At 70.5% G+C, this 16,939-nt stretch carries 19 protein-coding genes; 9 read left to right on the forward strand and 10 right to left on the reverse strand.

From position 1 onward, the window contains the following. Both VEC03_RS15445 and gpmA read right to left on the reverse strand, forming a co-directional pair. Positions 1-925 (reverse strand): S41 family peptidase (locus tag VEC03_RS15445; RefSeq protein WP_324916934.1); only part of this gene is annotated, 925 nt, incomplete at its 3' end. A gap of 125 nt (positions 926-1,050) precedes the next feature. Continuing rightward, positions 1,051-1,794, reverse strand: a complete 744-nt coding sequence (gene gpmA, locus VEC03_RS15450) for a 2,3-diphosphoglycerate-dependent phosphoglycerate mutase (protein WP_324916937.1) — start codon at positions 1,792-1,794, stop codon at positions 1,051-1,053. Positions 1,795-1,875: 81 nt separating this feature from the next. Here gpmA and VEC03_RS15455 point away from each other — a divergent pair, with 81 nt between their 5' ends. The 4 genes from VEC03_RS15455 (at position 1,876) to VEC03_RS15470 (ending at position 4,231) form a co-directional block, all read left to right on the forward strand. Continuing rightward, positions 1,876-2,283 (forward strand): rhodanese-like domain-containing protein, encoded by a 408-nt coding sequence (locus tag VEC03_RS15455; protein ID WP_324916939.1) that lies wholly within the window; start codon positions 1,876-1,878, stop codon positions 2,281-2,283. A gap of 20 nt (positions 2,284-2,303) precedes the next feature. Then, on the forward strand, positions 2,304-2,567 hold the full coding sequence (grxC, locus tag VEC03_RS15460) for a glutaredoxin 3 (protein WP_324916942.1): 264 nt from the start codon (positions 2,304-2,306) through the stop codon (positions 2,565-2,567). Between the two features lie 190 nt (positions 2,568-2,757). Further along, the gene (secB, locus tag VEC03_RS15465) at positions 2,758-3,222 is read left to right on the forward strand and encodes a protein-export chaperone SecB (protein ID WP_324916944.1); all 465 of its coding nucleotides are present in this window, start codon (positions 2,758-2,760) and stop codon (positions 3,220-3,222) included. A 16-nt stretch (positions 3,223-3,238) separates the two neighbouring features. Further along, entirely contained in the window at positions 3,239-4,231 is a 993-nt protein-coding gene (locus VEC03_RS15470; protein ID WP_324916947.1) for an NAD(P)H-dependent glycerol-3-phosphate dehydrogenase, read from the forward strand. A gap of 146 nt (positions 4,232-4,377) precedes the next feature. Here VEC03_RS15470 and VEC03_RS15475 read toward each other — a convergent pair whose 3' ends face one another. Then, positions 4,378-4,692: a thioredoxin family protein gene (locus VEC03_RS15475; RefSeq protein ID WP_324916950.1), complete on the reverse strand. Its 315-nt coding sequence runs from the start codon at positions 4,690-4,692 to the stop codon at positions 4,378-4,380. 85 nt (positions 4,693-4,777) lie between these two features. Here VEC03_RS15475 and nadC point away from each other — a divergent pair, with 85 nt between their 5' ends. From nadC to VEC03_RS15490, 3 genes are all read left to right on the forward strand, one after another. Beyond that, entirely contained in the window at positions 4,778-5,641 is an 864-nt protein-coding gene (gene nadC, locus VEC03_RS15480; RefSeq protein ID WP_324916952.1) for a carboxylating nicotinate-nucleotide diphosphorylase, read from the forward strand. Beyond that, on the forward strand, positions 5,638-6,756 hold the full coding sequence (nadA, locus tag VEC03_RS15485) for a quinolinate synthase NadA (RefSeq protein WP_324916955.1): 1,119 nt from the start codon (positions 5,638-5,640) through the stop codon (positions 6,754-6,756). The genes nadC and nadA overlap by 4 nt, the downstream gene beginning before the upstream one ends. A gap of 70 nt (positions 6,757-6,826) precedes the next feature. Next, on the forward strand, positions 6,827-7,123 hold the full coding sequence (locus tag VEC03_RS15490; RefSeq protein WP_324916958.1) for a hypothetical protein: 297 nt from the start codon (positions 6,827-6,829) through the stop codon (positions 7,121-7,123). On the opposite strand, the gene VEC03_RS15495 is transcribed toward VEC03_RS15490, so the two are convergent. The 4 genes from VEC03_RS15495 to VEC03_RS15510 all read right to left on the reverse strand — a co-directional run bounded on the left by VEC03_RS15495 (position 7,120) and on the right by VEC03_RS15510 (position 11,705). After that, complete coding sequence (locus VEC03_RS15495) at positions 7,120-8,547, reverse strand: MFS transporter (protein WP_324916960.1); 1,428 nt, start codon at positions 8,545-8,547, stop codon at positions 7,120-7,122. The genes VEC03_RS15490 and VEC03_RS15495 overlap by 4 nt on opposite strands. 506 nt (positions 8,548-9,053) lie before the next feature. Further along, positions 9,054-10,622, reverse strand: coding sequence for an L-aspartate oxidase (nadB, locus tag VEC03_RS15500; protein ID WP_324916963.1), 1,569 nt, complete (start codon positions 10,620-10,622; stop codon positions 9,054-9,056). Continuing rightward, a complete protein-coding gene (locus tag VEC03_RS15505) occupies positions 10,619-11,416 on the reverse strand; it encodes a ScpA family protein (RefSeq protein WP_324917685.1) in 798 nt (265 codons plus the stop codon). Before VEC03_RS15505 ends, nadB begins: the two co-directional genes overlap by 4 nt. Before the next feature lie 58 nt (positions 11,417-11,474). After that, positions 11,475-11,705, reverse strand: coding sequence for a DUF3460 family protein (locus VEC03_RS15510; RefSeq protein ID WP_324916966.1), 231 nt, complete (start codon positions 11,703-11,705; stop codon positions 11,475-11,477). Positions 11,706-11,747: 42 nt separating this feature from the next. Between VEC03_RS15510 and bamE the strand changes: the two genes are divergently transcribed. Then, complete coding sequence (bamE, locus tag VEC03_RS15515) at positions 11,748-12,245, forward strand: outer membrane protein assembly factor BamE domain-containing protein (RefSeq protein WP_324917688.1); 498 nt, start codon at positions 11,748-11,750, stop codon at positions 12,243-12,245. A 22-nt stretch (positions 12,246-12,267) separates the two neighbouring features. Here the strand turns inward: bamE and VEC03_RS15520 are convergent, their stop codons facing one another. The 3 genes from VEC03_RS15520 to VEC03_RS15530 form a co-directional block, all read right to left on the reverse strand. Continuing rightward, positions 12,268-13,899 (reverse strand): SulP family inorganic anion transporter, encoded by a 1,632-nt coding sequence (locus tag VEC03_RS15520; RefSeq protein WP_324916970.1) that lies wholly within the window; start codon positions 13,897-13,899, stop codon positions 12,268-12,270. Between the two features lie 149 nt (positions 13,900-14,048). After that, positions 14,049-14,897: an N-formylglutamate amidohydrolase gene (locus VEC03_RS15525; protein ID WP_324916973.1), complete on the reverse strand. Its 849-nt coding sequence runs from the start codon at positions 14,895-14,897 to the stop codon at positions 14,049-14,051. An 11-nt stretch (positions 14,898-14,908) separates the two neighbouring features. Continuing rightward, positions 14,909-15,889: a tripartite tricarboxylate transporter substrate binding protein BugE gene (locus VEC03_RS15530; protein ID WP_324916976.1), complete on the reverse strand. Its 981-nt coding sequence runs from the start codon at positions 15,887-15,889 to the stop codon at positions 14,909-14,911. Positions 15,890-15,993: 104 nt separating this feature from the next. Here VEC03_RS15530 and VEC03_RS15535 point away from each other — a divergent pair, with 104 nt between their 5' ends. Then, positions 15,994-16,935: a LysR substrate-binding domain-containing protein gene (locus VEC03_RS15535; protein ID WP_324916979.1), complete on the forward strand. Its 942-nt coding sequence runs from the start codon at positions 15,994-15,996 to the stop codon at positions 16,933-16,935. Positions 16,936-16,939: the final 4 nt, after the last annotated feature.

Here is a 16,939-nt window from a genome sequence, read left to right on the forward strand (position 1 = left end):
CGTTCACCAGCACCACCAGCGGCACCGTCTTGAGGGCGGCCGGCAGGTTGCGCAGCGGATCGCTTCCGGAGCGGCGCTGGTAGAACTCCGGCGCCGCCTTGTAGACCGACTTGCTCTCGGACAGCTGGCCGTCGGTGGTGACCACCGTGACGTTCTCGGGCAGGAAGGCGGCCGAAATCGCCACCGCCGCGTCGAGCAGGCCGCCCGGGTCGTTGCGCAGGTCGAGCACCAGGCCCTTGAGGTTCGGCTCCTGCTTGTAGATCTCGTCGACCTTCTTGACGAAGTCGTCGACCGTGCGCTCCTGGAACTGCGACAGGCGGATCCAGCCGTAGCCCGGCTCGACCACCTTGCCCTTGACCGAGACCGTCTTGATCTCCTCGCGGGTGATGGTGACGGGGAAGCTGCGGTTCTCGTCCTTGCGGAAGATCGTCAGCGTGACCTTGGTGTTGGGCTCGCCGCGCATCTTCTTGACCGCCTCGGACAGCGACAGCCCCTTGACCATCGTGTCGTCGATCTTGGTGATCAGGTCGTTGGTCTTGAGGCCGGCGCGGAACGCGGGCGTGCCTTCGATCGGCGAGACCACCTTGACCAGCCCGTCCTCCTGGGTGATCTCGATGCCGACGCCGACGAAGCGGCCGGACGTGCCCTCGCGGAATTCCTTGAAGGACTTCTTGTCGAAGTACTGCGAGTGCGGGTCCAGGCTGGCCACCATGCCGGAAATGGCATCGGTGATCAGCTTCTTGTCGTCCACGGGCTCGACGTAGTCGCTCTTGACCATGCCGAAGACGGCGGCCAACTGCTGCAGTTCCTCCAGCGGCAGCGGCGCCAGGGAGCCGCGCGCGACGGTCTGCAGCGAGACCGTGGTCAGGGCGCCGGCCAGTGCCCCGACGGAGACCCAGCCGGCAATCTTGAGTTTGTGTCGCATGCGAAACCTGAAGTCCTCTCGACGATTCAATATACACCTGAGAAGACACTATGACGCCGCGCTTACCCGCGGGTTCCGGAAGAGCGCGGCCCGGCGTGTAAAAAGCCCCAACGGCTGAGTCAGCACTAACCCTTGCCCTGGTTGGCGACCGCCGCGGCGGCCTTCTCGGCGGCCTCCGCATCCCCCAGGTAGTAGTGCCGGATCGGCCGCAGGTCGGCATCCAGTTCGTAGACCAGCGGGATGCCGTTGGGGATGTTCAGGCCCACGATGTCGGCGTCCGAGATGCCGTCCAGGTACTTGACCAGGGCCCGGATCGAATTGCCGTGGGCCGACACCAGCAGCCGCTTGCCGGAGCGGATGGCGGGGGCCATCGCCTCGTTCCAGAACGGCAGCACGCGCGCCACCGTGTCCTTCAGGCATTCGGTCAGCGGCACCTCGCCGGGGGCCAGGCGGGCGTAGCGGGGGTCGCTGCGCTCGCTGCGGGGATCGCCGGGCTCCAGCGCCGGCGGCGGAATGTCGTAGCTGCGGCGCCAGACCAGCACCTGCTCGTCGCCGAACTTCTTGGCCGTCTCGGCCTTGTTCAGGCCCTGCAGGGCGCCGTAGTGGCGCTCGTTCAGGCGCCAGGACTTGACCGTGGGCAGCCACTGGCGGTCCATCTCGTCCAGGCAGTGCCACAGGGTGTGGATGGCGCGCTTGAGCACGCTGGTGTGGCAGATGTCGAACTCGTAGCCCTCGGCCCTGAGCAGGCGGCCGGCCGTCTTGGCCTGCTCCACCCCGGTGGGCGTGAGGTCCACGTCGGTCCAGCCGGTGAAGCGGTTTTCGAGGTTCCAGGTCGATTCGCCGTGGCGAACCAGCACGAGCTTGTACATGGCGGGGGTCCGGGGGCCGGGCAAAAGGCCGGATTCTAGAATCCCGGTTTTGCGCCCGCGGGGCGTGCAGGCAAGGAAGACATGGATTTCGTGATCGACAACTGGGTGCTGTTCGCCGTGGCATTCGCCTCCGGCGCGCTGTTGCTGTGGCCGATGGTGCAGGGCGGCGTGGGAGGCGGGCTGACGGCCCCCCAGGCCGTGCAACTGATCAACCGCGAGAAGGCGGTGGTGGTGGACGTATGCGAGGCCGAGGAGTTCGCCCAGGGCCACATCGGGGGCGCCCGCAACATTCCGCTGGGCCAGCTCGAGCAGCGCCTGCCCGAGGCGGTGAAGAACAAGTCGCTGCCGGTGCTGCTGGTCTGCGCCAGCGGCGCGCGCGCCAACCGCGCGCTGGCCACCGCCAGGAAGCTGGGTTACGAGAAGGCCCAAGTCCTGGGCGGCGGGCTGAAGGCCTGGAAAGAGGCTAACCTGCCGGTCGAGAAAGCATGACCCGAAAGACCGACCACCGAATGCAAGACGTCACCATGTACACCACCGCCGTCTGCCCCTACTGCATCCGGGCCAAGCAGATCCTGAAGGCGCGCGGGGTGGAGAGCATCAACGAGATCCGCATCGACACCCAGCCGCAGGAGCGCCTGCGCATGATGGAGATCACCGGCCGGCGCACCGTGCCGCAGATCTTCATCGGCGACACCCATGTGGGGGGCTGCGACGACCTGATGGCGCTGGACAGCCGCGGCGGCCTGCTGCCGTTGCTCAACGGCTCGGCCTGAAGCCAAGGACCACCCCGAAGCGCCTGCGGCCCGGCAAAGCAGGTCCCGCGGCGGCACTGGACCCAGCCAGGGTCGCTCGTGCATGGCGGCGGGATGGCGGGCGGTGGAGAACTGAGATAATTCTTCCTGCATCGGCCCGCTTCGGTTGCACCCGGCGGGCCTTTCCTTTTCACGCACGAAAGCACACACCATGGCCGACTCCCAGGACCCCGTCTTCCAGATCCAGCGCGTCTACCTCAAGGAGGCCTCGCTCGAGCAGCCGAATTCGCCCGCCATCCTGCTGGAGCAGGAGCAGCCCTCGGTGGACATCCAGCTCGGGGTGGAAGCCGCCCAGGCGGTCGAGGGCATTTTCGAAGTCTGCGTGACGGCCACCGTCACCACCAAGATCAAGGACCGCACCGTGTTCCTGGTCGAGGTGAAGCAGGGCGGCATCTTCGAGATCCGCAACGTTCCGGAAGAGCAGATGAGCGCCATCCTCGGCATCGCCTGCCCGCAGATCGTCTACCCCTACCTGCGCGGCAACGTGGCCGACATCGTCAACCGTGCCGGCTTCCCGCCGGTGCACCTGGCCGAGATCAACTTCCAGGCCATGTACGAGCAGCAGCAGGCCCAGCTGCAACAGGACCAGGCGCCGTCCATCGTCACCTCCGCCTGAGGCGGCGGGCGCGGCCATGAAGCTGCTCGTGCTCGGCGCCGGCGCCTGGGGCACGGGCCTGGCCCTCAGTGCCTGCGGGCGGCACACCGTCACCCTGTGGGCGCGCGACCAGGCCCAGGCTGCCGCCCTGCAGCAGCAGCACGAGAACCGGCGCTATCTCCCCGGCGTGCCGCTGCCGGCGACGCTGCGCATCGCTGCCGGAACGCCGTCCGGCGAACTCGCCATCGGCCAGGACCTGGTGATCGTGGCGACACCGATGGCGGGCTTGCGCGCCCTGCTCGGTGCGCTGGCGGACTGCCGCGCGCCACTCGCGTGGCTGTGCAAGGGGTTCGAGGCGGACACGGGCCTGCTGGGGCACGAGATCCAGGCCGAGGTGGCGCCGCGGCTGGCCGGCGGCGTGCTGACGGGCCCCAGCTTCGCGCTCGAAGTGGCGCGCGGCCAGCCCACCGCACTGGTGGCGGCCAGTGCCCACGCGGAGGTGCGTGACGCCCTCGTGGAGGCCCTGCACGGACCGGCGCTGCGGGTCTATGGCAATGACGACATCGTCGGCGCCGAGGTCGGCGGCGCCGTCAAGAACGTGCTGGCGATTGCCACCGGCCTGTGCGACGGCCTGTCCCTGGGCTTCAATGCGCGCGCGGCCCTGGTCACCCGCGGACTGGCCGAGATGACCCGGCTGGGCGTGGCCCTGGGTGCCCGGGCGCAGACCTTCATGGGCTTGTCGGGCCTGGGCGACCTGGTGCTCACCGCCACCGGGGACCTCAGCCGCAACCGCAAGGTCGGGCTGCTGCTGGCGCAGGGCCGCAGCCTGCAACAGGCGCTGGATTCGCTGGGCCACGTGGCCGAGGGCGTCTACAGCGCCCGCACGGTGGCGGCGCGAGCGGCCCGCCTGAAAATCGAGATGCCGATCACGCAGAGCGTGGTGGAACTGCTGGACGGCCGCCTGGCCCCGGAGCAGGCCGTGGCCCGCCTGATGGGGCGCGACCCGACGGCCGAAATGCCCTGGCAGTGAGCCTGCGGGGCGAATGGCCGCGCTTGAAGCGCTATCGCCGACGGAGAAGGGCACCGCGGTCACGCACGGATGCGGCCTGCCCCAGCTGGCCCGCACCGGCGGAGCCGGCCTGATGTACTGCTTCGCGGCGGACTGACGGCCGCCGTTCAGGCGATCTGCTCCAGCGCTCGGCTGATCGCTTCCGCGTCCCCCGGCCTCACCAGCCGCGTCACTTCCTGCCCGTCGCGCAGGAACACCAGCGTGGGCCACAGCTTCACGCCGAAGGAGCGGCCCAGCGGCCGGCCGCTACCGTCTTCCACCTTGACGTGGCGGATGCCGGGGTGGGCCGACAGTGCCTGCGCGATCTTGGGTAGGGCGCCGCGGCACCAGCCGCACCAGTTGGTGCCGAAATCCAGCACCGCCGGGCCGGTCCAGGCCTCCACCTCGGCCCGGCTCGGCGCTTTCTCGGAGTACGTGTCCATGGGCCGGATTGTCATGCGCCGTCCCGTTGACGCGCGTCAGCCTCGGTCCCGACCCAGGCATGGCGATCCGGCTATGCTCGACCGGATGCATGGATTCGATTTCAGCCCCGCTGCCGTGGCCGAGCTGGCGCGGGACGACGCGGCGCGCGCGCTGGCCGAGGACGTCGGCGCGGGCGACCTCACCGCGGCGCTGGTGCCGGCGCAGGCGCGGGCGCGTGCCCGCATCCTGGCGCGCGAGGCGGCGGTGTTGTGCGGCGCTCCCTGGGTGGACGCGGCCGTCCGCCAGCTCGACCCCGATGCGGCGATCCGCTGGCACGTCGGCGAAGGGCAGCGCAGCGCGGCCGACCAGGTGGTGGCCGAGATCGAAGGCAGCGCCCGCTCGCTGCTCACGGCCGAGCGGACGGCGCTGAACTTCCTGCAACTGCTCAGCGCCGTGGCCACCCGGACCGCCACCTACGTGGCCGCCGTGGCCGGCACCCGCGCGCGCATCGTGGACACCCGCAAGACCCTGCCCGGCCTTCGGCTGGCGCAGAAGTACGCGGTGCGCACCGGCGGCGGCACCAACCACCGCATCGGCCTGTACGACGCGGTGCTGATCAAGGAAAACCACATCGCGGCCGCCGGCGGCGTCGCCCCGGTGCTGGCGGCAGCCGCCCGGGCGGCCGCCGGTGCCGCGTTCGTCGAGATCGAGGTCGAGGACCTGGCCCAGCTGCAGGAAGCGCTGGCCGCCGGCGCGACCATGGTCCTGCTGGACAACATGGACCTGGCCACGCTGCGCGAGGCCGTGCGCCTCAACGCTGGCCGGGCAGTGCTGGAAATCTCCGGCGGCGTGACATTGGACCGGGTGCGCGAGCTTGCAGAAACCGGCGTCGACCGCATTTCCATCGGGGCGCTGACCAAGGACGTGAAGGCCACGGACTATTCGATGCGCCTGCAGGAACTAGGATGAATTCGGTGGTGATTCCGATCAAGGACGTCGAGTACGAGCAGCCGGTCGGCGACACGTGCGACACGCGGCACGCGTGGGCGCGGGTGCCGCCCGAGCCCGGCCCGGCCGAGCGGCTGGAACTGATGGACCGCATCCGGCGCCTGCTGAAGGAGCGCAACGCGGTCATGGTCTCGCACTACTACGTGCATCCCGACCTGCAGGACCTGGCCGAGGAGACCGGCGGCATCGTCAGCGATTCGCTCGAGATGGCGCGCTTCGGCCGCGACCACCCGGCCCAGACGCTGGTGGTGTCCGGCGTGCGCTTCATGGGCGAGACGGCCAAGATCCTGTCGCCCGAGAAGCGCGTGCTGATGCCCGACCTGGACGCCAACTGCTCGCTCGACCTGGGCTGCCCGATCGACGCCTTCAGCGCCTTCTGCGACCGGCATCCGGACCGCACGGTGGTGGTCTACGCCAACACCAGCGCCGCCGTGAAGGCGCGCTCCGACTGGCTGGTGACCTCCAGCTGCGCGCTGGACATCGTCTCGGCGCTCAAGGACAAGGGCCACAAGATCCTGTGGGCGCCGGACCGCCACCTGGGCGGCTACATCCAGCGCGAGACCGGCGCCGACATGGTGTTCTGGAACGGCTCGTGCATCGTGCACGACGAGTTCAAGGCCTTCGAGCTCGAGGCGATGATGAAGGAGCACCCCGGCGCCCGGGTGCTGGTGCACCCGGAGTCGCCGGCCGACGTGGTGGCGCTGGCCCATGCCGTGGGATCCACCTCGGCCATCCTCAAGGCCGCGCGCGAGATGGACGCCAGGGAGTTCATCGTCGCCACCGACAAGGGCATGATGCACAAGCTGCGCACGCTCAACCCGGGCAAGGTGTTCTACGAAGCGCCCACGGCCGGCAACAGCGCCACCTGCAAGAGCTGCGCGCACTGCCCCTGGATGGCGATGAACGGCCTGGCCGGCCTGGCGCACGTGCTGGAGACCGGCGCCAACGAGGTCTTCGTCGATCCCGCCGTCGGCGCGCGCGCCCGGTTGCCGATCGACCGCATGCTGACCTTCACCGCGGCCCTGAAGAACGGCCAGCCGGCCGGCTCGCTGGTCCCCGAGATCGGCGCCGCCTGAGGCCCCCTGCGACCGCGGCGGCCTGCTGCCTTAGACTGCGCGGCCAGACCAACGCAGAGGAGCAGGGCCCATGTCCGACATCAGCCAGGACTTCCGCCGGGAGTTGATCAAGCTCGGGATCATTTCCCACCGCGAGCACGAAAGCCTCTGGTCGATCGCCAAGCGCTGCGCGGTCACCACCGGCGTGCCCATGGGCGGCGGCGGCGCGGCGATGATGGCCAGCGCCGGCACCGTGATGGTCCCCGGCGTGGGCGCCGTTCCGGGAGCCGTGGCCGGCTTCCTGGCCGGCCTGGCCGCCGGCACGGCCATGTGCACGGCCGCCAACGTGGCCTACCGCAACGAGCTGCGCAAGCTGGCCGGGAACTAAGGCTCCCGCCCGCCCAGCCCCAGCGGCGGCGCCACTTCCTCCAGCGGCTTGCGCTCGGCGTCCACGCCCCAGCGCAAGGCGACCACCGCCGCCGCCAGCACCAGCACGGCGCCGACCAGGTAGCCGGCGAACACGTTGGCGCGGCTGCCGGTTTCGATCAGCACGCCGAACAGCGCCGGTGCCGCGAAGCCGCCGACTGCCGTGCCCACCGCATAGAAGATCGAAATCGCGATGGCGCGCATCTCCAGCGGGAACACCTCGCTGACGGTGAGGTAGGCCGAGCTGGCGGCGGCGGACGCCATGAAGAACACCGCCGACCAGGCGAGGGTCTGCGTCGTCGCATCGAGCACGTCGGTGAGGAAGCCCACGCCGGTGAGCGCGAGGCCGACGCCCGACAGCGCATAGGTTGCCGCGATCATGCGGCGGCGGCCGATGCGGTCGAACAGCGGCCCGAGCAGCAGGGGCCCCAGCACGTTGCCGGCAGCGAAAGGGAAGATGAACATGCCCACCCGCGCGGCATCCACGGCGTAGAAGCGGGTCAGCACCAGCGCGTAGGTGAAGAAGATGGCGTTGTAGAAGAAGGCCTGCGACACCATCAGCGCCAGCACCACGGCGCTGCGCTGCGGATAGCGGCGCAGCAGCACGTGCGCGACTTCGCCCAGGCTGGGCACGGTGGCGCGCCGAGCCGGTGGCGGCAGGGCGCCGGCGCTCGTCGCCGTGGCGGCCCGGCCGTGGACCGCCGCTTCGATGCCCGCGACGACGCGCTCGGCTTCCTGCGCGTGGCCGTGGGCCAGCAGCCAGCGCGGGCTCTCGGGCACGTGCCGGCGCACCAGCAGGATGGCCACCGCCATCACCGCGCCCAGCAGGAAGGCGGCGCGCCAGCCCGTCTCCGGCCCGAGCACCCGTGCATCCAGCAGGAACAGGCTCAGCAGCGCGCCCAGGGCCGCGCCAATCCAGAAGCTGCCGTTGATGGCCAGGTTCACCCGTCCGCGCACCCGCGCCGGGATCAGTTCGTCGATCGCGGAGTTGATGGCCGCGTATTCGCCGCCTATGCCCAGGCCGGTGGCGAAGCGGCAGGCGGCGAAGCTCACGAAGCCGGTGGAGAACGCGGTCGCCACGGTCGCCAGCATGTAGACCAGCAGCGTGACCAGGAACAGCCGCTTGCGTCCCAGCCGGTCCGCCAGCCGGCCGAACACGATGGCACCGATCACCGCGCCGCCCACGTAGAGCGAGCCGCTCCAGCCGATCTGCGCCGCCGACAGCGCCAGCGTGTCGGGGCGTTCCAGCACGCCGCCCAGCGAACCGACGATGGTGACCTCGAGGCCGTCCAGCACCCAGGCCACGCCGAGGGCCAGCACCAGCCGCCAGTGCCAGCGCGACCAGGGCAGGCGATCGAGCCGGGCGGGGATGTCGCTGCGCTGCATCGGGCCCACTATGCCGAAAATGCGCTGCCCCGTGTCCGGGCCGGCGCGAAGGCGGCGATCCACTACAGTGCGCTCCTCCGCATCCCGCCTTGCCTGCCTGGCCGAAGGAGCCGTCGAGGCTGCCCCCCATGAGCCGATCGAAACCCGCCTTGCGCGCCCATCCCTGGGTCGTTCTTCTCCTCGCCCTCGGGTCCTCCGCGGCGATGGCATCGCCCACGTCCAACGAATTCGAACCCTGTCGCAGGATCGCGGTCGACAGCCTCCAGCGATGCCTCGCCGAGTCGTCCCCCTGGGACGTCGACGAGGCCTGCTGGCAGCGGTCGCTGCAGTGGACCCGGTCCTGCCACGAAGGCGTGCACAGGTTGCACGCGAGGGATCCAGCCCGTGAAAGTGCCGAGCGTGCGGCGCGTGCCGCGGCCGAAGAGGCTGCTCGGAAGAAAAGCAGGGCTGGGGCCGCAGGCACCCGCGACTAGATCGCCCCGCCGGCGACCCAGCCTCGCCCCGAGTCAGGGCACCAGCGTGGTCGGCTTCGCGATCGGCGCCGTCTCCGGGTAGTCGCGGCTGAAATGCAGGCCGCGGCTCTCGTGGCGCAGGCGCGCCGAGCGCACGATCAGGTCGGCCACGGTGACCAGGTTGCGCAGTTCCAGCAGGTCGCGGCTGACGTGGAAGTTGGCGTAGAACTCCTGGATCTCTTCCTGCAGCAGCCGGATGCGGTGGGCGGCGCGCTCCAGGCGCTTGTTGGTGCGGACTATGCCGACGTAGTCCCACATGAAGCGGCGCAGCTCGTCCCAGTTGTGCGAGATCACCACCGATTCGTCCGGGTCCGTGACCTGGCTGACGTCCCACGCCGGCAGCGCCGGTACCGGCGGCATGGGCGTGGCCACGATGTCGCGCGTGGCCGAGCGGGCGAACACCATGCACTCGACCAGCGAGTTGCTGGCCAGCCGGTTGGCGCCGTGCAGGCCGGTGTAGGCGGTCTCGCCGATGGCGTGCAGGCCGGGCAGGTCGGTGCGCCCCAGCAGGTCGGTGTGCACGCCGCCGCAGGTGTAGTGCGCGGCCGGCACCACCGGGATCGGCTGGCGCGTGATGTCGATGCCCAGCTCCAGGCAGCGCGCATGGATGTTGGGGAAGTGCTCGCGCACGAATTCGGCCGGCTGGTGCGAGATGTCCAGGTAGACGCAGTCCAGCCCGTGCTTCTTCATCTCGAAGTCGATCGCGCGCGCCACGATGTCGCGCGGCGCCAGTTCGGCGCGCGGATCGTGCTGCGGCATGAAGCGGGTGCCGTCGGGCAGCAGCAGGCGGCCGCCTTCGCCGCGCACCGCCTCGGTGATCAGGAAGCTCTTGACCAGCGGGTGGTACAGGCAGGTCGGGTGGAACTGGATGAACTCCATGTTCGTCGCGCGGCAGCCGGCCCGCCAGGCCGCCGCGATGCCGTCGCCGGTGGCCGTGTCGGGGTTGGTGGTGTACAGGTAGACCTTGCCGGCGCCGCCGGTGGCCAGGATGGTGTGCGGCGCCCGGAAGGTGAGCACCCGGTCGGCCTGCTCGTCCAGCGCGTACGCCCCCAGGCAGCGGGGCGGCGCCTGGCCGATGCGCCGGCTGGTGATCAGGTCCACCAGCGTGTGGTGCTCGAACAGGCTGATGTTGGGCGTGCGCCGCACGTGCTCGATCATCGTCTGCTGCACGGCCGCGCCGGTGGCGTCGGTGACGTGCACGATGCGCCGCGCGCTGTGGCCGCCCTCGCGCGTCAGGTGCAGCTGGCCGTTCTCCTGCGAGAAGGGCACGCCCAGTTCGCGCAGCCAGCCGATGCTCTCGGGGGCGTGCTCGACCACGAAGCGGGTGGCGGCCGGCTCCGACAGGCCGGCCCCCGCGACCAGGGTGTCGTCCACGTGCGAGTCGAAGCTGTCGCCTTCGGCCAGCACCGCGGCGATGCCGCCCTGGGCCCAGCCGCTGGAGCCGTCGGCCAGCGCCCGCTTGGTGATCACGGCGACCCGGTGGGTGGGGGCCAGGTGCAGCGCCGCCGACAGGCCGGCCAGGCCGCTGCCGACGATGACGACGTCGAAGTCGAGGGAGTTCATGCCGGTTGGTACGCGAGCCGGACGTAGATGGGCGCGAACGCCTCGGCCTGGGTCAGCTCGATCAGGGACTCCTTGGCCAGTTCCAGCGTCGCGATGAAGGTGACCACCAGCACCGGCACGCCGCGCGCGGGGTCGAACAGGTCCTCGAAGGGCACGAAGCGGCGCCCCTGCAGCTTGCGCAGCACGATGCTCATGTGCTCGCGCACCGAGAGCTCCTCGCGCGAGATCCGGTGGTGCTGGACCAGCCTGGCGCGCTTGAGGATGTCGCGCCAGGCTTCCTGCAGGTCGGCGACGGCCACGTCCGGGAACCGGGGCTGCAGCGCCTGCTCGATGTAGACCTGCGCGCGCAGCACGTCGCGCCCGAGCTGCGGCACCTCGTTCAGGCGCGCCGCGGCCAGCTTCATCTGCTCGTATTCGAGCAGGCGGCGCACCAGCTCGGCGCGCGGGTCCTCCGGCTCCTGGCCTTCCGCGGTCTTGCGCGGCGGCAGCAGCATGCGCGACTTGATCTCGATCAGCATGGCCGCCATCAGCAGGTATTCGGCGGCCAGCTCCAGGTTGCGCGAGCGGATCTCCTCGACGTACTGCAGGTACTGGCGGGTCACCGCCGCCATCGGGATGTCGAGGATGTTGAAGTTCTGCTTGCGGATCAGGTACAGCAGCAGGTCCAGCGGGCCCTCGAAGGCCTCGAGGAACACCTCCAGCGCGTCGGGCGGGATGTACAGGTCGGTGGGCAGGGCGAACAGCGGTTCGCCGTACAGGCGCGCCAGCGCGACCTGGTCGACCACCTCGGGCATGCCGGTCAGCTCCGGCGCCCCGGGCTGCGGCAGGGTGGCCTCGCTGCCCTCGTCCACTTCAGGACTTCTTGCCCGGGCCCCAGGCGTAGTAGACGTAGGAGCTGGGACGCACGCGCGCCTGCTTCCATTCGGCCAGCGCGTCGCGGTCGATGTGCTTGTCCCACAGCAGGGCGCGGCCCGCGCGCTGCTGGGCCTCGATGTCCGGGCGCTGCGCCTTGAGCCCTTCGATGAACTGGGTGACGTCGGACTGGTAGTCCGGCCGGCGGAAGATGCGGAGCAACTTGGACATAGACTGTGCGCGGTGAACGCCCGATTTTACCTGCGCGCCTCGATGGGATTCCTCGCTGCCCTGCTCGCCCTGCTGCCCCTGGCCGGCTGCGACCAGCGCCGCATCGAGAAGCTGGAGGAAGGCGTGTCCACCGAGGCCGACGTGCGCGCCCAGTTCGGCGCGCCCGAGAACGTCTGGGACGAGCCGGGCGGCGCCCGCACCCTGGAATACAACCGCAACCCGGCCGGGCACGAGAACTACATGATCACCATCGGCCCGGACGGGAAGATGAGTGCCCTGCGGCAGGTGCTGAACCCGGACACGTTCGCGAAAGTGCAGCCGGGGATGGCCATGGAGCCGGTACGCCGCATGCTGGGCAAGCCGGCGAAGAAGACGCCCTATGCGCTCAAGGGCGAGGAGGCCTGGGACTGGCGCTGGATGCAGATGCCCAACACCTCGATGGTGTTCACCGTGTGGTTCGACAAGGACTACCGCGTGGTGCGCACCACGACCGGGCCGGACCCGGAGGCGCCGGAGAACCGGGGCGGCCCCAGCCGCTAGCCCCGGTCGTCGCTGCAGGCGTTCAGCCGGTGACGCCCAGTTCCTCGGCGAAACCGGCGTGTTCGATCAGCTCCCGCGGTTGCTCGTGCAGGTTCTCCAGCCGCAGCGTGCCGCCCTTCTGCTGCACCGCCTTGAGCAGCTGGCGCAGCGTGTCCAGACCGGAGCTGTCCAGGTGCACCAGGTGCAGCGCGTCCAGCACCACCTGCGGCTGTTCCGGGCCGCGCTCCACCTCGTCGAGGATGGGGTCGATCTTGGCGGTGGCGCCGAAGAACAGCGAGCCGTACAGGCTGAAGCGCATGGCGCCGTTCTCGCCGTCGCTGCGCTCCACGCCGAACAGCGAACTCATCTTGTGGATGAACAACAGGCAGGCCGCCAGCAGCCCCACCTGCACGGCGACGGTGAGGTCGAACACCACCGTGAGCGCGAAGGTGCCCAGCAGCTTGAGCCGGTAGTCGTTCGGATGGCGGCGCAGGTGCGCGAACTCGCGCCACTCGCCCATGTTCCAGGCGACGAAGAACAGGATGCCGGCCAGCACCGACAGCGGCACCAGCAGCGCCAGCGGCGCCGCCAGCAGCACGATCAGGGCGAGGGTGATGGCATGCGCCACCCCCGCCACCGGCGTGGTGCCGCCGGCGCGCACGTTGGTGACGGTGCGGGCGATCGTGCCCGTGGCCGGCATGCCGCCGAAGAACGGCACCACGAAGTTGGCCACCCCCTGGGCCATCAGCTCCTGGTTCGGGTCGTGCCGCGGCAGCCCGGACACCTGGTCGGCCACCCGCGCGCACAGCAGCGACTCGATCGCGCCCAGGGCCGCGATGGTGAGCATGGGCGAGAACAGCATCTTGACCGTCTCCCAGCTGAACTCCGGCAGCGCGAACGCCGGCATGCCGCGCGGGATGTCGCCGAAGCGGCTGCCGATGGTCTCGACCGGGAACTGCAGGAAGGACGCCAGCGCCGTCAGGGTGACCAGCGCCACGATGGGCCCGGGGATGCGGGCGCCGACCTCGCTGGCGCGCTGCAGTCCGGGAAGGTCCAGCGAGCCCTGCAGGCGGGCGCGGGCTGCCCACAGCCGCGGCCACAGCATCAGGCCGACGAAGCAGGCGGTGCCCAGGCCGAAGGCGTAGGGGTTGAAGCTGCCGATGTTCGCGCCGATCGTGCGCAGCTGCGCGAAGAAGTCGGCCGGCATCTTGTCGATGTCCAGCCCCAGCCAGTCCTTGATCTGGGAGGCGGCGATCAGCAGCGCGATGCCGTTGGTGAAGCCGATGACGATGCTCACCGGCACGTAGCGCACCAGCCGTCCCAGGCGCAGCAGGCCCATGGCGAACAGCAGCACGCCGGCGCCGGCGGTGGCGATCAGCAGGTTGGCCACCCCGTAGCGCTCGACGATGCCGTAGACGATGACGATGAAGGCGCCCGCCGGGCCGCCGATCTGCACGTGCGAGCCGCCCAGCAGCGCGATCAGCAGGCCGGCGATGATCGCCGTCCAGAGGCCGGCCTGGGGCGTCAGCCCGGAGGCGATGGCGAAGGCCATGGCCAGCGGCAGGGCGACGATGCCGACGGTGGCGCCGGCACCGAGGTCGCGCAGGAAACGCTCGCGGTCGTAGCCACGCAGCGCGTCCGCGATGCGCGGACGGAAGGCGAAGGAAATGGGCAAGGAAAGCTCCGGAAGTCGAACGAACGGGGTGTTCAGCTCGTCGCCGGAGGGCCGCAGTGGTGCAGCCGGATGATGAAGCGCCTGCGGCGCGTCAAGGGCAGGATGGGCGCGGGCGCCATGGCCGGCATTCTACGGCCCGCCCTGCGGTTTCAAGTCGCGGCCTGCTCGCGCACGTAGCCGGCCAGGGTGTGCAGCAGCCGGGTGAGGTTGGCCTGCAGCGGCGCGAAGCCCTCGTTCGGCTCGCGCGTGGCCTCGTCCATGTACAGCGGCCGGCGGATCTCCACCTGCAGGCTGTGCCGGCGCAGCTGCGGCTGGCCGATGCGCTCGATCAGCTGCACGCCCTTGTACGGGTCGTTGCGCGCGACCGTGTAGCCGAAGCCGCGCAGCTCGCGTTCGACCAGGTCGACGAAGGCCGGCTCGCAGGTGCGGCCGTCGCGGTCGCCCAGCACGAAGTCGGCCAGCGGGTGCGGGCTGGCGATCTGCAGCCGCTGGTAGGCGTCGTTGGGCATGGAGTGCAGGTTCAGGTGCCAGACGGCGCCGAACTCGCGCTGCGCCTGCTCGATGCAGCCCGCCAGCGCCTGGTGGTACGGGCGCCAGCAGCGCTCCAGGCGCGCCTGCACCTCGGCCACGGTGAGCTTGCGGTCGTAGATCGGCACGCCGGCGCGCACGTTGCGCCAGACCAGGCCGAAGCCGAGCCGGGTCTTCTCGGTCGGCGCCAGCGGCGCGGGCCAGGGCGCGTCCAGCAGTTCCGGGTCGAGGTCGTCCTCGCTGCGATTGGGATCGATGTAGGTGCGCGGGAAGTGCGCCGCCAGCAGCGTGCCGCCGACCGACGGCACCGCCGCCCACAGCCGGTCCACGTGCGTGTCCTCGCCGCCGCGCAGCAGGGCCAGCGGCACGGCGGGGCGGTAGTCATCGGGGTACCAGGTGCCGCTGTGCGGCGAATCGCACACCAGCGGCACCGCCGGGCCGGCGGGCCGCTGCAGGGTGAAGGGGCTCAAGGGCCGGGCCTTCAGTCGATCGCGATCTTCGCCATCTGCGCCACCCGCTGGTAGCGCTCCATGGCCTGGCGGATCTGCTGGGCGAACTGCTCCGGCGTGTTGGGGATCAGCGTCGCGCCGGACTCGTCCATCTTGCGAATGAACTCGGGGTTCTTCATGGCCTTGTGGAAGGCCTGGTTCAGCTTGGCCACGATCTCCGGCGGGGTGCCGGCCGGGGCGACGACGCCGAACCAGCCGCCGCCACCCATCTGCGGGAAGCCGAGCTCGCCGTAGGTCGGCACGTCGGGCAGCGCGGGCGAGCGCTTCTCGGACAGCACGGCCAGCGCGCGCAGCTTGCCGGCCTTGATGTGCGGCAGCGCCGAGGGCAGGTTGTCGGTGATGGCATCGACCTGGCCGCCGAGCGCGTCGTTCATCGCCAGGCCCGCGCCCTTGTAGGGCACGTGCAGCATCTTCATCTGTGCCAGCGCCATGAAGTGCTCGATGTTGGCGTGGCCCAGCGAGCCGGTGCCGGGGGAGGCGAAGCTGAACTTGTTCGGTTGGGCCTTGGCGGCGGCGATGAACTGCTTCATGTCCTGCGCCGGCACCTTGGGGTTGACCGCGAACACGCTGGGCGTGGTGGCCACGTTGGTGACGGGCGCGAAGTCCTTCACCGGGTCGTACTTCAGCTTGCTGCCATAGACGGCCGGATTGCTGCCGTGGGTGCTGACGGTGGCCATGCCCAGGGTGTAGCCGTCGGCCTTGGCCTTGGAGACGAACTCCATGCCCAGCGAGCCGCCGGCGCCGGCCTTGTTCTCCACCACGATGGACTGGCCCAGCTCGCGGCCTCCGTACTCGGCGATCAGGCGCGCGGCCAGGTCGGTGGAACCGCCGGGCGCGAACGGCACGATCAGCTTGATCGGCTGCGTGGGGTAGTTCGCCTGGGCATGGACGCCGCCGACGGCGGCCAGGGCGGCCGCGCAGGCCAGGGTCTTGAGGAAGTGGCGAGTCTTCATGGCTTGGATCTCGGCGGGTTGAAGCAGCGCCGCAGGGTAGGTGCGGGGGCGCACTCGGACAAACGACTTTTTCGCCTCCGGTGATGACATGTTGTAATCGCCGCATGGCCCTACGCAGCCCTTCGCTGGTGGAACTGCATGCCTTCGTCGCGGTGGCGCGCACCGGCAGCTTCCGCAAGGCGGCCGATCGCCTGTTCGTCACCCAGGCGGCGGTCAGCCGCGCCGTGCTGCGGCTGGAGGAGCAGCTCGGCGTGGACGTGCTCACCCGCTCGGGCGCGGGCGTGCGTTTGACCGACGCCGGCGCGCAGCTGCTGCGACGGGTGGAAAAGCCGCTGGCGGCGCTGGAGCAGGCCGCGGCAGACCTGCAGCGCCGGCCGGACCGGCTGCGGCTGCGGCTGTCGGTCGTGACCAGCCTGGGCAACCTGTGGCTGATGCCGCGGCTGGAGGACTTCCGCGCGCGCCACCCCGAAGTGGAACTGGAGTTCCGCCAGTACCACCACGACGAGGACTTCCGGCGCGAGGACGTGGACCTGTGGATCGCGCTCAAGCCGCAGCGGGGCCAGGCCTGGCCGCGCCAGATCGCCGCCCGGTACCTGGTCGGCCGCGAGATCGTGGCGGTGTGCGCGCCGCGCCTGGGCGCCCGCATCCGCTCGGCGGCGGATCTGGTTCGGCAACCCCTGCTCTACCACTCTAACTACCCGGACAACTGGGGGCTGTGGGCGCAGGCGGCGGGCGTGCACCTGCCCGCCGGCTGGCGCGGCACCGGTTTCGACCTGGTGATGAACCTGATCGAGGCCGCGCGCAGCGGCATGGGGGTGGCGGTGGTGCAGAAGTGCATGGTGGAAGCCGACCTGGCGGCAGGCCGGCTGGCGATGCCGGTGGCAGGGGCCGCCTCGACCGGCCGCGGCTACTTCCTGTGCAGCCGCCGCTCGCTGGGCGCCCACCCGGCTGCCGAGCGCTTCTCCGAATGGGTGATGGCGCAAGCGGCGGGGAGCGAACACGGCGACCCTGTCGAGATTCCGCGGAGGCGAGGTTCCCAGCGGTAGCGCA

Origin of the sequence: Ramlibacter sp., from assembly GCF_035627355.1 — a bacterium.
In the GTDB taxonomy this organism is placed as follows: Bacteria; Pseudomonadota; Gammaproteobacteria; order Burkholderiales; family Burkholderiaceae_C; genus Ramlibacter.